We start from the raw sequence: 13,209 nt of genomic DNA on the forward strand, positions 1-13,209 counted from the left end.
GTGGGGAGTGGGCAATGGCCGTTCAGGCGACGCCCAGCAACGGGGCGATCACTCCGAGGGAGTCGGGGCGGCTGAGCATCGTGTAGTGGTCGCCGGGGCAGCTGTGCAGGGTCAGGCCCCGCGGGGCGAGCTGCCGCCAGCCGAGCGTGGGGTCGTCGGGGACCAGGCTCCGCTCGGCCTTGACCAGCACCAGGGGGAGTAGTGCGGGGCCGGGCCGGTGCGGGGCCGTCAGGCGGTTGTTGCGCAGCAGCCCGTCCACGTACGTGTCGTAGAGCTTGCGCAGGCCCGGCAGCGGGGTGTCCGGGTGCAGGGCCCCGGCCGCGATCGCCGCGTCGAGTACGACGGTCAGGCCGTCGTCGACCCCGCGCCCGGCGAGCCGGCCGGGGGCCAGTTCGATCGGGCGGCCCCGCTTCGCCCCCAGGTACATGGCGAACCAGCCGAGAAGCAGATCGGGTTCGAGGGCGTCATCGGGCTGCTGGTACTCCTCGGTGGGTCCGATGCTGTCGAGGAGCACAAAGCGCTCGGGACGCCGAACGGCGGGCGTCTTGCGGCTCATCGCGAGCGCCAGTACGCCGCCGAAGGACCAGCCGACGAGGGTGTACGGGCCTTTGACCGGCCCCATCGCGGTGAGCAGCCGGTCCGCCAGGGCCTCGACGGTCGTCGCCGCCCTGCCCCCGGTCAGCGCCGCCTCCGCGTACTCGGGGACGGCCCCCAGATCCAGCACGGTCAGTCCGTCGCCCTCCGGCAGCGCGTCGGCGAGACCCCGGTAGACCTGGGCCGGGAGTGCGCCGGGGTGGACGACGTAGACGGTCCGGCGGCCGGGCGCGGCGGCCCGGAACGGTCGGGCGACCGGCGGCCGCGCGTCACGCGGCGGCCGCACGCCGATCGCTTTCCTCGGCCAGGTAGGCCGCCAGGTCCTTGACCGTCGGGTGGTACCAGAGGGTCGTCGTGCTCAGTTCGAAGCCGAGCCAGTTCTCCAACTCGCCCGCGAGGATGAGCGCTTCGGTCGAGTCCAGGTCCAGCTCGTCGAAGTACACCTCGCGCGAGACCTCTCCGGTTGCCACGCCCAGGCGGTGGGCGATCTTCTCGATCAGCCAGTCCTCGGCGTCACGCGTGGTCACTTTGGGCATGGTGTGTCGTCCTTCCTCGAGGAGGGTGTGCGCAGGTCGTCGCAGCCCGGCCCGGGCAGGCGGGCAGCGGACATCTCGGCGCCGGTCTGTCCCGGCTGACGTGCGACATCGCACGGGGAATCAGGCCGGGTCGAAAGGGTGGGAGTGAGCGGGAGTCCGTTCTTGGTCATCGGCGCCGGGCGTGGCGCACGAACAACTGTCGATGAGCCGACGGGGCTCGGAGCCTGCCCAATGGTCCAGACGATTCGAGCCGTTGGCGTTGGTTGGTGCCTTCGGAGTGGCCGCCCGAAGCACGCGGGTCACAGTCTTGCCACGTGGAGTAATCCTGGACAACCGTTCTTTCGGAGAGTGGAAAGAAAACTGCGTTACAGGCGTTGGTCCATGTGGCGAAGGCGTCACGGAGCCGGCGAAGCCACCTCGCCGGCTCCGTGCTTTGCGGTCGCGTTACGGCTGATTACGTGCCTTTTCCGACTGCCGGAACGCGCCGGGTGACATATTGACGCGGCGTGTGAAGAACTTGCCGAAGTTGGTGGCCTCGGAGAATCCCAGCTGACGGGCGATCGCGCTGATGGGCAGGTCGGTGTGGACGAGCAGGCGGCGGGCCTCGAGCGCGACCCGGGCGTCGATCAGGTCCTTGGCGGAGGTGTCGGCGACGGCGCGGCATGCGCGAGACAGGGCGCGAGGACTGCAGTTCAGCGCGGCGGCGTAGTCCTCCACCAGCCGGGTGGAGGGGAATGAGCGGTCCAGTTCGCGGCGGAACCGCAGGAAGAGCTCGCCGTTCTTGTCGCTGAGGGCGGGGGCCGTGTCGTCCTTGTGGCGCAGACGGCACATCTGGTCGATGCGCAGGAGTGTCACAGCCAGCAGATGCTTGAGCAGTTCCTCGCCCCGACCGTCGTCGGGCTGCTGGAACTCCACGTGCAGCAGATCGACGACCCGCCGGAACGAGCGCAGTTCATGGAGGGAGAGCTGCCAGTGGGAAGGGCGCAGCACATCGTCCAGCATCCCCATGTGGGCGCTCATCCGCAGGGGAAACGCCTCGGTGAACATAATGATCTCGGCGTCCATGTTGGGCCGGGGGAATGACTGGACCACCTGATTGGGCCGGGTCCACACCAGCGTGCCCGAACGGCACGGGAAGGGGCTGGAGTCGACCGAATATCTGCCGGTTCCCTTCGTGACCAGCATGATCTGATGGAAGTCGAGCCGGTGGGGCGAGGCAAGGGCGTCCGAGGAGACGCCCTCGATCAGTTCCCTCAGGGTCGCCATCGCCATGCCGATGCCCGGCCTACAGATGGGTCTGTAGGGGACGACGGGGATCGGTAACGATGCGAAATCGACCATGAGCGTTCCGGAACTAACCTTTCAGTTGCCACTTGAGGCTTCAATCATAGAGGTGGCCGCCCGTCACCAGAGTGCCTCTGGTGCATGCACGAGACCCCATGCCCCCGCATCGAAGGGATCCGACGGGATGACCACCCCCCACTCCGCCGCTCCGGAGCGCTCTGTCGTCGACCGGACGCTCAGCATCCTCGGCGTCTTCGACCGGGACAGCCCCACGCTGACGCTGAGCGACATCAGCCGGCGCTCAGGGCTGCCCGTCGCCACTGTTCACCGCATCGTCACCAAACTGCACGGCTGGGGAGCCCTGGAGCGGTCCGCCGACGGCGGCTACAGCATCGGGCTGCGTCTGTGGCAGACGGCCGTCCTGGCACCGCGCATCGCGCTGACCGAGGCCGCGCAGCCGCACCTGCTCGAACTGCACCGGCAGACGGGGGCCGCGGCGATCCTCGCGATCCGTGACGGTGTCGAGAGCGTCTGCCTGTCCTACGTCCCCAACGACGCGCAACCGGAGCCCCGCACCGGCGATCCGGGCTGCCGGCTGCCGTTGCACGTCACCTCGTTGGGCCTGGTCCTGCTCGCCTACGCGAGCGAGCGCGTGCGGAACGAGGTCTGCTCGGGTCCACTGCGTGCCTACACGCCTGACACGATCACGGACGCCGGCATGCTCAAGCGTGCCCTCGCCAGGATCAGACGGGAGGGGTGCACGCGCGTCCACGGAACACTGAACCCCGGAATAGGCGCGGTGGCGTGCCCCGTGCGTGACAGCCGCGGCGTCGTGGTCGCCGCCCTGGGCGTCGCGGCGCCCGGCGAGGCCACCCAGCCGACGCGGCTGATGCCTCAGGTGCGCGTGGCGGCCGACGCCGTCTCCCGGTGCATCCGGACGGACGGATGGCGACTGACGGAGGTCGGCGCGTGACCGGCGGGGCCGGTGGATAACCGATCGGTTTCCGAGCGCAAGGCTGAGGTTGCCATTCGCGGCAATAGGGTCAGTGCGCAGAAGAGGCGCGAGAGTGTCATCCGCCAGCGGTCGCCGAGTTGGCACTCAAGGGCTGGCTACTACGGCACGTCTAAACGCTCCAGCTGCAGGTGTAGGGCTATGCCGCCGTGACAGCCGCCGAGGCCCAGGGTGATGCGGCGAAGTGGTCCGGGCCGGCTGGATGAGGCTCTGGGGGACCGCGCACCCGCCGTTGGGTGCTGATGTCGACGAGACGACGGCCTTCCTCGCGCGCGGCATGCTCGTCAACACCCCTACGGCCACCGGGCTCCCCTCCGATTGCGGGGAATCAGGGGCGGGGAGCCATCAGCCCGGGGAGCGCACGGTCACAGCGCCTGCTCGGAAGGGGATGCGTCAGCGCATGCCTGCCGCATCGAGCAAGGTGGTCACCGTGGGCGTGACGAGCCCGGTCAGCTTGTCGGCTCCGATCCCCGCGCGGGCACTGGCGCCGTCGAAGACCAGGCTGAGCTGCCGGGCCAGCAGGTCGGGATGGCTTGCCCCGCCCTGTTCGGCCTCGGAGCGGAAGAAGGCTGTCAGGTTCTCCTTGACGCGGTGAGCGTGGCCGCCGCCTCCAGCAGCCGCTCTTTGGTACTTGGCTTCACTACGGTGGTCATACCGTGAGGTTAACTCGAAGTGAACAAAATGAAAACCGATCGGTTTACAGTGCTTTACCGGGGCGATCTCGCGCCGCCCACGGCCGGGCGGGCATGTGAGTACGGTTCCGCTACGCCGGCGCGGCGGTCTTCTGAGGCTTCGTCCGGGCGGGGACGCGGTGCAGCCCCTGGCGCCGCCCGTCACCCCCCGAAGCCGGAGAGTACGAGCGCGATGAGGCCGACGGCCATCCTCACCCAGCCCCTGGCCAGGCTCGCGCCCACTGGGCGCCGTTGTAGAGGATCTCTGCCGCGGCGGCTTCGAACTCTGAGAGGGCGTTGCGTGACTTGAGTGGGGGATATCGGCTGGTTACGGGCCCTCTGCCGGCCGCGCGCGAAGGGTCGTGGCCGACCTACCCGTGCCGGACCCCGCAGGCCGGGACAGTCGGGAAGCGGCCGTCGCCTCGGCCGGCGCGACGGACCTCCCTTGGGCCTGGTAAGTACAGTGCCCGTGGCGATGAAAGGAACAGGCCCCGGCCGGACAGGTGGGGGTGTGGAATCCATGCTGGAGCAGGAACTTGCCCGGGCCCGAGAAGCCCGCTTCGATGCGCTGGCGCGCGCGGTGGCAAAGCCGCTGCACCGATATCTGCTGCGCCGGGCGGACGCCGACGCGGTAGACGACATCCTCGCGGAGACGATGCTCGTGCTCTGGCGCCGCCTCGAGGACGTGCCCGGGCTCGGAAAGGGCCCTGTGACCGACCTCGACGGCGTGCTGCCCTGGTGTTACGGCGTCGCACGCGGCTGCCTGTCCAACGCCCGCCGGGCGGACGCGCGCCGGCTCCGGCTGGTGGAGCGGCTGACCCGTACCGCACCGCCGCCAAAGCCCGGGGAAGCCGACCACCCCGAACTGCAGGCCGCACTTGGCACACTCGGCGCCCTGGATCGTGAGGTGGTGCTGCTCTGGGCATGGGAGGGGCTGACACCGCGCGAGATCGCGGAAGTGACCGGACTGACCGCCAACGCCGTCAGCATCCGCCTACACAGGGCAAAGAAGAAACTCGCCGCTCTGCTTGACCGAAAGAATGACGACAAGGCCGGACATGAGATGGGTGAAGGAAGGAGCAACCGGTGAACGACGAGGAACTGCTGGCCCGGCTGAGGGCCATCGACCCGGCGCGGACCTCTGATGCTCCCCAGCCCGACATCAACCGTCTCCTGGAGGCCACCATGACCGCCGACACCACAGTCCGCACCTCCCCCCGCACATCGGACCGCCCCCGCCGCCCCCTGCTGCTGGCCGCAGCAGCCGCCGCTGTGCTCACGGTGGGAGCCGGCATCACCTGGGGAGTCACGGCGACCCACGATACTCCTCCGGCCGCGGCCGCCCCGCTGGTCCTGACCGTCCAGCAGGACACAGGTGGCGGCCCTGCCACAGCGTGTGCCGAGCTCGACGCCAACACCCTGCGCCAGTACACGACCGCCTTCGAGGGCACCGCGACCTCCATCGACGGCGACCAGGTCACCCTCCGGGTGGACCACTGGTACCGCGGCGAAGACGCCTCCACCGTCCGGCTCGACAACACCCACGAAGGACAACTGGAGTACTTCGGCCAGGAGTTCGCTGTCGGCCAGACCTACCTCGTCTACGCCAAGGACGGCAAGGTCCCGGTGTGCTACGGCAACGCCGAGGCCACCCCGAAGCTGCGGAGCCTCTACGACCGAGCGTACGGGCAGTGAACGTACCGGGTCGGCGGCTGTTGCCTCTCGCGAGACCTTGGCGTCGCCTCTGACCACCTCATCGCGTACCGGACGGGTGCATGCTGCTCTCCTCATGCTTTGTCCTCCGGATGCACCGCAAGCCTGTTGAGCAGGGCTTGTCCTTGGCGGCGTGCTGCGGTCGCTGAGGGCTGTCTGGCGGTCAGGAACGTGTACGGCATCGGTTCCTCTGGCGCGGAGCTCGCCGAGGTTCCGCCGCATCTGTGCAGGTCACTCCTATCGTACGGGCGTGGCCGGTCTGAGAGGGCGGTACAAGGGTTGATGTCTGATTTGCCGCTTCGTCGAGGGTGAGCGGGCTGGTCGCTGCTGGTAGGCCGGATGGTCTGGCAGCTTCGGGGGTGGCGGCGCGGGCGAGGCCGGCTCGGGGAGCTCCAGCAGCGTCTTGCGGGTGATCCGGATCTCTTCGGCGGTGCGGTGGAACTCCTCCAGCTGCGCGGAAAGCTCCGCGATCCGCTCCTTGGCCGCGTCGGCCTGCGCGGTGATCTCCCGCTCCCGTTCCTCCAGTCGTGCCAGCACCGCGCCGAGGGTGAGCTGATCGCCCCTCATGCGGTGTGCCAGGACGGCGCGGTCGCTCCGGTCAGCCGACGCAGTATCACCGCGGTCATCGCCCAGTACACCCGCGACTCGGAGGTGCGGGGCTGGTGTTCGTAGTCGCGTGCCAGCCTGCGGTGCAGCATCAAGATCCCGTAGGCGCGCATCCTCATCCACTACATGATGGACGAAGACATTCCAAGATCACGATCATCGAGTTACGCGAAGAGCTCGCTGCCCACGGCCACCCGGTGCCCTACAGCAGCCTGGCCCGGTCCAGGGCTCAGCCCGGATGCTGTGGCTCCTCGCTGTGGCCCCCGGGTTCGGCCGCCGTGCGGGGGTGGTCCGGGGTTCGCTCCGGGGTGGTCGTGGTGTCGGGGTGGGGGACGGTCGCGGGGGTGTCGGGAGGTGCGGGCTGCCGGAGCTTCTTGCGGAGGCTGAGGAGGGGTACGGCGACCGTGAAGACGACGACGAAGGCGAGCAGCGTGGCGGAGACGGGGCGGCCCAGGAAGCCGGTCACGTCGCCGTCGAACATCCGCATCGAGCGCCGGAAGTCTGTCTCCAGCAGGTTGCCGAGCACGAAGGCGAGGACGAGCGGGCCGGGCGGCAATCCGACCTTCTTCATCAGGTAGCCGACGACGCCGAGCACGACCACGGCGATCATGTCGAACATGCTGGAGCGGATCGTGTAGACGCCGATCATGGTGATGAGCACGGTCAGCGGCGCCAGGACGCTGGCCCGGACGCGCAGCACGCGGACGAACAGCCCGATCAGCGGCATGCTGAGGATGATCAGGAACAGGTTCCCGATGTACATGGAGTCGATGACGCCCCAGAACACCTCGGGATGTTCGTCGATCATCTGCGGGCCCGGGGTCACGCCCGCCAGCAGCAGGGCGCCGAACATGACGGCCATCGTCGCGTTGGCCGGGATACCGAGGGTGAGCAGTGGGATGAACGAGGAGGTGGCGGCGGTGTTGTTGGCCGCCTCCGGGCCCGCGACCCCCTCGATCGCGCCCTTGCCGAACCGCTCGGGCGTCCTGGAGGAGCGCTTCTCGACCGTGTACGCGACCATCGAGGACATCGTGGCGCCGCCGCCGGGAAGGATGCCGAGGAAGAAGCCCACCACTGTCCCCCGGGCGATCGCCCACCTGGACTGCAGGAACTCCGCCCGGCTGGGCCGGGCCCGGCCGACGCGGGGCTTCGGCGGGGCGCCCTGGCGGAGGCGTTCGAGGCTGTGCAGGATCTCGCCGATGCCGAACAGGCCCATGGCGAGGATGACGAAGTCGAGCCCGTCGGCGAGTTGGTCGCTGCCGAAGGTGTAGCGAGCGCTGCCCAGGAGCGGGTCGCGGCCCACGGTGGCGAGCAGCAGCCCGATGCTGCCCGCAAGGAGGCTGCGGCGCAGGGATCCGGTACTCAGGGTGGAGATCATCAGGATGCCGAGTAGCGCGAGCGCGGCGTACTCCGGCGGGCCGAAGGCCAGAGCCCAGCCCGCCACCAACGGGGCCGCCACGGTCAGTCCGAGGATGCCTACGGTGCCGCCGATGAAGGAGGCGATCGCGGCGATGCCGAGCGCGGATCCGGCCCGGCCCGTGCGGGCCATCTCGTAGCCGTCGATGGCGGTCACCACCGTCGAGGCCTCTCCGGGCAGGCGGAGCAGCACCGAGGTGACCGTGCCGCCGTACTGGGCGCCGTAGAAGATGCCGGCGAGCAGGATGATCGCCGAGGCCGGTTCGAGGGTGTAGGTGACCGGCAGCAGGATGGCGATGGTGGCGGCCGGGCCGAGGCCGGGCAGCACGCCGACCAGCATGCCGAGGGTCACCCCGATCAGGCAGTACAGCAGGTTCTGCGGCTCGAAGACCACGCCGAAGCCGTCCAGAGCGGGAGCGAGGAAGTCCATCGGGTTCTCACAGGTGTCGAGGGATCAGAACGCGACGAGATGAGGCAGCGAGACGCCCAGCGCGACGATGAAGAGCAGATAGGACGCCGCACACGCGGCCAGCGCCACGGCCAGGCTGAGCCGCCAGCTGTCCCGGCCGAAGCCGCGCATCCACAGCACCAGAAGGAGCACCGTCATGACCTCGAAGCCCACCCGCTCGATGAGCAGGGCGTACGCGACCAGCGACAGAGCTCCCAGGGCCACCACGGCGGTTTGCCGGCTGAATGGTTCCTGCTCGGTGTCCGCGCCGGGATTGAGGAGCAGCGAGGCGGACAGCGTCACCATGGCGAGGCTCACGATCAGGGGCCACAGCCCGGGGCCGGGGTCGGCAGGCGAACCCAGCCCCATCGATACGGCCGCCAGGGCGGCGAGGGCGCCGATACCGAGCGGCACCAGCGCCCCCAGTCGTGCCTGGGTCCTCATGCCTCAGCCCTCGCTCTTCAGGTCCAGATCGAACTTGTCGATGAGCTCGCCGTAGCGCTTCTTGGCGGTCTCGACCTGCTTGACGACGGCGTCCGGCGAGGCCTCCCAGCGGCCGATGTAGTTGTTCTCCAGGAACTTGCCGTACTCCGGGTCCTTGAAGGCCTTCTTCAGCGCCGCTCGCAGCTCGGAGACGACGTTGTCCGGCAGTCCTGCCGGGCCGGCGACCCAGCGGCGCTGGTCCACGACAACGTCGTGGCCGGACTCGACAGCGGTGGGCACGTCGGGCAGGAAGTCGATGCGCTCCTTGGCGAAAACCGCCAGTGGACGCAGCTTTTCGGACGTGAGATGGGGAGCGGCCTCGGCCACATGGACGGCGCCGACGTCCACCTGGCTGCCCAGCAGCGCGGTCACTGTGGGCGCGCCGCCGTCGAACGGGATGCCGCTGGCTTTGACGCCGGCGTCGCCGAAGAGGAGGGCCTGGGCCAGCTCACTGCCGGTGCCGGCGCCTGTGGTGCCGTACTTGACCGACTTCTTCGCGAGCAGGTCGTCGAGGGTCTCGATGTCCGACTGCGCCGGGACGACGAGGACGTAGTCCTCCACGGTCAGCCCGGAGATGACGTCCATGTCGGACATCTTGATCGGGTCATCGTCGACGACGGTGTGCGGGCCGATCGACATGAGCGACTGGAAGAGCATGACCAGGCTGTAGCCGTCGGGCTCGCGGCCCAGGATCTCCTTGCCGCCCACGGCGCCGTTGGCGCCGGGCTTGTTCTCCACCACAACGGACTGTCCCAGGGGGTCCTCCAACGCCTTGGCGGCGGCGCGCGATATCAGGTCGGTGCTGCCGCCCGGGTCGGAAGGCGCGGTCCACTCCACGGTCTTGGTGGGATAGTTCTCGGCGTCTTCGCCGCTGCCCCCGCCGCCCTGGACCCCTCCGCACGAGGTGAGGGTGAAAAGCGCAGCGGCGCAGACAGCCACGCCGGCGAGGTGCCGGCCCTGGCGCAGTCGGGCCTGGAACATCATTGTTCTCCTTCATGGGTGGGGTTCTGGCCGGCCGGGGTCACCACCGCGGGAGCGGTGGCTGCGTCCAGTCGGGGTGCTTGCGCCGCATGGCCGCGACGTCGTCGCAGTCGTGGCACTGCGGCGTCCGGTCGAACCGTTCGTGCAGGCGGGCTGGTCTCGTGCAGGCGGGCTGGCACCAGGGCGTGGACGGCCGCGATCTCCTCGTCGGGGTGGTCGCGGCTGCCGTAGGTCTCACCGATGCTGACGACGCCGTCGGAGGCCTCTGTCTCGACGATGCTGCCGGGTGTGTACAGCTGATGCGCACCAAGGAAGTTGAACAGCGGCGGGTCACTGATGAGGATGGGGGTGACGGTCACCTTGACGATGCGAGGCGCGCTGCTGAGCACGACGGTCCCTCACTTCCTCACCTGTCCGTTGCGAGCGCCAGGCCGGTGTGCAGGAGGGCCTCGAGTTGCCCCAGGTGGTCAGGGGCCGGTTCCATAAGGGGCGCGCGGACCGGGCCGACCGGGGCTCCGCGGAGCCGGGCCGCCGCCTTGACCAGGGACACCGCATAACCCGTGCCCTGGTCGCGCAGTTCGACGAGGGGCAGGTAGAACTCCCTCAGCAGGTGTTCCATTCTTGGGTGGTCTCCGGCCCGGTGCGCCGCGTAGAAGGCGCCCGCGATCTCGGGTGCGAAGGCGTGGACCGCCGAGGAGTAGGCGGGGATGCCGATGCTCGCGTACGCCCGTACCTGCATCTCGGCGGTGGCCACGCCGTTGAAGAACAGCCAGTCGCCGGGCGCCACCAGCCGCAGCCGCTGCATCTGGTCGAGGTCGCCGTGCCCGTCCTTGAGGCCGACGACGCCGTCGACCGTGGCCAGTTCCCTGGCCGCGGCGGTGCTCAGCTTGACCTGCCCGCGCTGGTAGACGATCAGGGGAAGGGGCGAGCCGCCCGCCACCGCGCGGACATGGTCCACATATCCGCGCTGCGGGGCGGAGACGAGGTAGTGCGGCATGAGCAGCCCGGCGTCCGCGCCGGCTCCCTCCGCGAGCCGGGCGAACTGCAGCCCGAGCGACCAGCCGTACCCGACGCCGGCCACCACCGGGACCTGTCCCGCCGCGACCTCGACGGCGGTGCGTACGACGGCGTGGTACTCCTCGGCGGACAGCGAGAAGAACTCACCGGTTCCGCAGGCGACGAAGACGGCACCCGGGCCGGCGGCGAGCTGCGCAGCCAGGTGGGTTCGGAAGCCGTCGAGGTCGAGGCCGCCTTCGGCGTTGAAGGATGTCAGTGGGAAGGACAGGACACCCTGCGCCATCCCTTTGCGCAGCCGATCCGCCGTCTCGCGGTCGCGCTCGATATCCCGAGTCGTCTCCATGCGTGCCACCTGTCTCCGTATGTAGACGGTCGTCTCGTGATGGAGAGCATGGCTACATGGCTGATAACCGTCAAGCATCGGTGCAAGAATTCTTCGAGTGCGTTCGGAAGGGATGGCGATGAGTGAGCCTGAGGCGGTCAGTGGCGTACGGGGCGTGAAGTCGGCAGCCCGTACGGTCGAGTTGCTCGAGCTCCTGGCCGCGCGGCAGAACCGGCCCGCCCGGCTGCGAGAACTCAGCGAGGCCCTCGGCGCCCCACGCAGCAGCGTCTACGCTCTGCTGCGGACACTGACGGAGCACGGCTGGGTCCGCACCGATCCCTCCGGCACGCTCTACAGCGTCGGCATCCGCGCCCTCCTCGCGGGGACGACCTACCTGGACGCGGACCCTTATCTGCGCATCGTCCAGCCGCTGATCAACGACCTGAGCGCCAGGCTCGACGAGACCATCCACTACGGGCGACTGGACCGCACGGACATCGTCTATCTGGCGACGCACGAATCCAGCCAGTACCTCCGCCCCTTCAGCCGCGTCGGCCGCCGGCTCCCGGCCTTCAGCACCGCACTGGGCAAGGCGCTGCTCGCCGAGCGGCTGGACACCGACCTGGCCGACCATGTCCCCCACACGCTGAAGCCCCTCACACCGAAGACCCACACCGACCACGACGCTCTGATCAAGGACCTGCGGGCCACCGCCGAGCGCGGATACGCCATCGACAACGAGGAGAACTTCATCGGCGTCGTCTGCTACGGATTCTCACTCCGGTTCACCACACCCCCGATCGACGCGATCAGCTGCTCGATCCCCATCGACCGGCTCAACCCCGCGAGGACCGAGGAACTCATCGAGGCCATGCGGCTCACCCGGCTGTCGATCGAGCGGATGGCGCCGATCGACCACACGATGCCGTAGGGCGTCCACCCGACGGGACAGCCGCTGTCCGAACCGTTGACCAGGCCGGCTGTGACGATCGCGTCCGTGCCGTCGCCGCACTTGGCCAGTTCGGGCAGTGCTGGGACTGTGAGACCGGCGCCGAATCGACCGGCACACCACCGATCACCAGGAAGTACCCTCGGTCACGCTTGCGGCCTGATCAACCCCGACGGCCTTCCGAACTCGACCAATGAGTGTGCAGCTGACGAGATGGCCACTGTCCGTCCCCCGCCTCACGTAGGCAGCCACCCAGGCCACCAGGGTGGGACATTGTCCAGGGTGCAGTTGCCATTGGTGTCGTTCCCCACCCCGAGCGGGGTCCCCAGCCAGGCGAAGTGCACCAAAGTCAGCGCGATCAGTGCTGCCAGGAAGACCGCAGGTGGTATCAACAAATTCAGGTACCGGCGCTTCTGATGCCGCAGCATGCCCGCGGGCAGCGCCCACGCAGCCAAGCCTGTGAATCCCGCCGCGAGGACCGTCAGCGGTGCTTCCCAAGTCCACAGATCGAACAGGCTCGGGTGTTCCCGCAGGATGACGGCGCAGGTCCGGCGCGCCGCGCGGGATAGCCGGTAGGCGCCGTAGCCCGTGAGCGCCCCTGCGAGCAATGTCAAGCAGCCTGCCATCCAGGGCGGATTGGTCTGTCTTTCCATGTCAGAGCTTGACGCACCGCAATGCTGAGAGGTTCCTCCACCTACCCGGCCGGACCCGGGAAGTGACGGCTTCCCGCCCGCCTCAGCCCTGTATCGCCACAGATCAGGCCCGGTGCTGACGGTTCAGCCCTTCGACACCGAGGAAGAGGCGATCGCGCTGGCGAACAGCACGCCGTACGGACTCGCAGCCGGTCTGCAGACCTCCGACCTGGCGCGCGCCCATCGGGTCGCCGCGCGACTGGACGCCGGCATCGTCTGGGTCAACGACTGGGCCATGCGCGATCCCGCCGTGCCCTTCGGCGGCGTCAAGCAGTCCGGCTACGGACGCGAATCCGGGCCGGAGGCGCTGCAGGCGTACACGAGGACCAAGTCGGTCGTTATTTCCCTGGTCTGACCCCTCGACAGGGCCGGCTCCGAGCGCCCGGCCGCCGCCGGCGGGCCCTCCCGGCCGGATCGGCCGGGTGAACTCCGTCCCCGGCTCTTAAGAGCCGGAGGTGAGCCGGGGGCATGGCGGCCTGGCAGTA

16 protein-coding genes and 1 pseudogene are annotated in these 13,209 nt (G+C 69.1%); 5 read left to right on the forward strand and 12 right to left on the reverse strand.

Features of this window, described 5'->3' with window-relative positions:
• Positions 1-22 precede the first annotated feature (22 nt).
• From ABT063_RS14740 to ABT063_RS14750, 3 genes are all read right to left on the reverse strand, one after another.
• Complete coding sequence (locus ABT063_RS14740) at positions 23-880, reverse strand: thioesterase domain-containing protein (RefSeq protein ID WP_351057669.1); 858 nt, start codon at positions 878-880, stop codon at positions 23-25.
• Positions 864-1,130 carry an acyl carrier protein gene (locus tag ABT063_RS14745; protein ID WP_351057670.1) on the reverse strand — a complete coding sequence of 89 codons (267 nt, stop codon included), beginning with the start codon at positions 1,128-1,130 and terminating at the stop codon, positions 864-866. The genes ABT063_RS14740 and ABT063_RS14745 overlap by 17 nt, the downstream gene beginning before the upstream one ends.
• A 444-nt stretch (positions 1,131-1,574) precedes the next feature.
• On the reverse strand, positions 1,575-2,402 hold the full coding sequence (locus ABT063_RS14750) for an AraC family transcriptional regulator (protein WP_351057671.1): 828 nt from the start codon (positions 2,400-2,402) through the stop codon (positions 1,575-1,577).
• A 196-nt stretch (positions 2,403-2,598) separates the two neighbouring features.
• Between ABT063_RS14750 and ABT063_RS14755 the strand changes: the two genes are divergently transcribed.
• On the forward strand, positions 2,599-3,387 hold the full coding sequence (locus tag ABT063_RS14755) for an IclR family transcriptional regulator (protein ID WP_351057672.1): 789 nt from the start codon (positions 2,599-2,601) through the stop codon (positions 3,385-3,387).
• Positions 3,388-3,819: 432 nt separating this feature from the next.
• On the opposite strand, the gene ABT063_RS14765 is transcribed toward ABT063_RS14755, so the two are convergent.
• A complete protein-coding gene (locus ABT063_RS14765; protein ID WP_351057673.1) occupies positions 3,820-4,263 on the reverse strand; it encodes a hypothetical protein in 444 nt (147 codons plus the stop codon).
• A 354-nt stretch (positions 4,264-4,617) separates the two neighbouring features.
• Here ABT063_RS14765 and ABT063_RS14770 point away from each other — a divergent pair, with 354 nt between their 5' ends.
• Positions 4,618-5,187, forward strand: coding sequence for an RNA polymerase sigma factor (locus ABT063_RS14770; protein WP_351057675.1), 570 nt, complete (start codon positions 4,618-4,620; stop codon positions 5,185-5,187).
• Entirely contained in the window at positions 5,184-5,792 is a 609-nt protein-coding gene (locus ABT063_RS14775) for a hypothetical protein (RefSeq protein WP_351057676.1), read from the forward strand. The genes ABT063_RS14770 and ABT063_RS14775 overlap by 4 nt, the downstream gene beginning before the upstream one ends.
• 255 nt (positions 5,793-6,047) lie before the next feature.
• Here ABT063_RS14775 and ABT063_RS14780 read toward each other — a convergent pair whose 3' ends face one another.
• From ABT063_RS14780 to ABT063_RS14810, 7 genes are all read right to left on the reverse strand, one after another.
• On the reverse strand, positions 6,048-6,377 hold the full coding sequence (locus tag ABT063_RS14780) for a hypothetical protein (protein WP_351057677.1): 330 nt from the start codon (positions 6,375-6,377) through the stop codon (positions 6,048-6,050).
• A complete protein-coding gene (locus ABT063_RS14785) occupies positions 6,374-6,535 on the reverse strand; it encodes a hypothetical protein (RefSeq protein WP_502990811.1) in 162 nt (53 codons plus the stop codon). Before ABT063_RS14785 ends, ABT063_RS14780 begins: the two co-directional genes overlap by 4 nt.
• Positions 6,536-6,645: 110 nt before the next feature.
• Positions 6,646-8,262, reverse strand: coding sequence for a tripartite tricarboxylate transporter permease (locus ABT063_RS14790; RefSeq protein WP_351057678.1), 1,617 nt, complete (start codon positions 8,260-8,262; stop codon positions 6,646-6,648).
• Positions 8,263-8,286: 24 nt separating this feature from the next.
• The gene (locus ABT063_RS14795; RefSeq protein WP_351057679.1) at positions 8,287-8,724 is read right to left on the reverse strand and encodes a tripartite tricarboxylate transporter TctB family protein; all 438 of its coding nucleotides are present in this window, start codon (positions 8,722-8,724) and stop codon (positions 8,287-8,289) included.
• A 3-nt stretch (positions 8,725-8,727) separates the two neighbouring features.
• Positions 8,728-9,744, reverse strand: coding sequence for a tripartite tricarboxylate transporter substrate binding protein (locus ABT063_RS14800; protein ID WP_351057680.1), 1,017 nt, complete (start codon positions 9,742-9,744; stop codon positions 8,728-8,730).
• The gene (locus tag ABT063_RS52180; protein ID WP_502990812.1) at positions 9,744-10,133 is read right to left on the reverse strand and encodes a hypothetical protein; all 390 of its coding nucleotides are present in this window, start codon (positions 10,131-10,133) and stop codon (positions 9,744-9,746) included. Before ABT063_RS52180 ends, ABT063_RS14800 begins: the two co-directional genes overlap by 1 nt.
• Positions 10,134-10,150: 17 nt before the next feature.
• Positions 10,151-11,104: a 5-dehydro-4-deoxyglucarate dehydratase gene (locus ABT063_RS14810; RefSeq protein WP_351057681.1), complete on the reverse strand. Its 954-nt coding sequence runs from the start codon at positions 11,102-11,104 to the stop codon at positions 10,151-10,153.
• A 118-nt stretch (positions 11,105-11,222) separates the two neighbouring features.
• Between ABT063_RS14810 and ABT063_RS14815 the strand changes: the two genes are divergently transcribed.
• Positions 11,223-12,014: an IclR family transcriptional regulator gene (locus ABT063_RS14815; protein ID WP_351057682.1), complete on the forward strand. Its 792-nt coding sequence runs from the start codon at positions 11,223-11,225 to the stop codon at positions 12,012-12,014.
• A gap of 254 nt (positions 12,015-12,268) precedes the next feature.
• Here the strand turns inward: ABT063_RS14815 and ABT063_RS14820 are convergent, their stop codons facing one another.
• Complete coding sequence (locus tag ABT063_RS14820; RefSeq protein ID WP_351057683.1) at positions 12,269-12,685, reverse strand: hypothetical protein; 417 nt, start codon at positions 12,683-12,685, stop codon at positions 12,269-12,271.
• Positions 12,686-12,791: 106 nt separating this feature from the next.
• Between ABT063_RS14820 and ABT063_RS14825 the strand changes: the two are divergent.
• Positions 12,792-13,079, forward strand: a pseudogene (locus ABT063_RS14825) (aldehyde dehydrogenase family protein); the annotation flags it as partial.
• Between the last annotated feature and the right edge of the window lie 130 nt (positions 13,080-13,209).

Source organism: Streptomyces sp. NPDC002838 (genome assembly GCF_040295365.1).
In the GTDB taxonomy this organism is placed as follows: Bacteria; Actinomycetota; Actinomycetes; order Streptomycetales; family Streptomycetaceae; genus Streptomyces.

Excerpts from the sequence above, each read along its gene's own strand:
- ABT063_RS14745 (WP_351057670.1), bottom strand. The coding sequence starts at position 1,130 with ATGCCCAAAGTGACCACGCGTGACGCCGAGGACTGGCTGATCGAGAAG.
- ABT063_RS14750 (WP_351057671.1), bottom strand. The coding sequence starts at position 2,402 with ATGGCGATGGCGACCCTGAGGGAACTGATCGAGGGCGTCTCCTCGGAC.
- ABT063_RS14755 (WP_351057672.1), top strand. The coding sequence starts at position 2,599 with ATGACCACCCCCCACTCCGCCGCTCCGGAGCGCTCTGTCGTCGACCGG.
- ABT063_RS14770 (WP_351057675.1), top strand. The coding sequence starts at position 4,618 with ATGCTGGAGCAGGAACTTGCCCGGGCCCGAGAAGCCCGCTTCGATGCG.
- ABT063_RS14780 (WP_351057677.1), bottom strand. The coding sequence starts at position 6,377 with ATGAGGGGCGATCAGCTCACCCTCGGCGCGGTGCTGGCACGACTGGAG.
- ABT063_RS14785 (WP_502990811.1), bottom strand. The coding sequence starts at position 6,535 with ATGAGGATGCGCGCCTACGGGATCTTGATGCTGCACCGCAGGCTGGCA.
- ABT063_RS14790 (WP_351057678.1), bottom strand. The coding sequence starts at position 8,262 with ATGGACTTCCTCGCTCCCGCTCTGGACGGCTTCGGCGTGGTCTTCGAG.
- ABT063_RS14795 (WP_351057679.1), bottom strand. The coding sequence starts at position 8,724 with ATGAGGACCCAGGCACGACTGGGGGCGCTGGTGCCGCTCGGTATCGGC.
- ABT063_RS14800 (WP_351057680.1), bottom strand. The coding sequence starts at position 9,744 with ATGTTCCAGGCCCGACTGCGCCAGGGCCGGCACCTCGCCGGCGTGGCT.
- ABT063_RS14810 (WP_351057681.1), bottom strand. The coding sequence starts at position 11,104 with ATGGAGACGACTCGGGATATCGAGCGCGACCGCGAGACGGCGGATCGG.
- ABT063_RS14815 (WP_351057682.1), top strand. The coding sequence starts at position 11,223 with ATGAGTGAGCCTGAGGCGGTCAGTGGCGTACGGGGCGTGAAGTCGGCA.
- ABT063_RS14820 (WP_351057683.1), bottom strand. The coding sequence starts at position 12,685 with ATGGAAAGACAGACCAATCCGCCCTGGATGGCAGGCTGCTTGACATTG.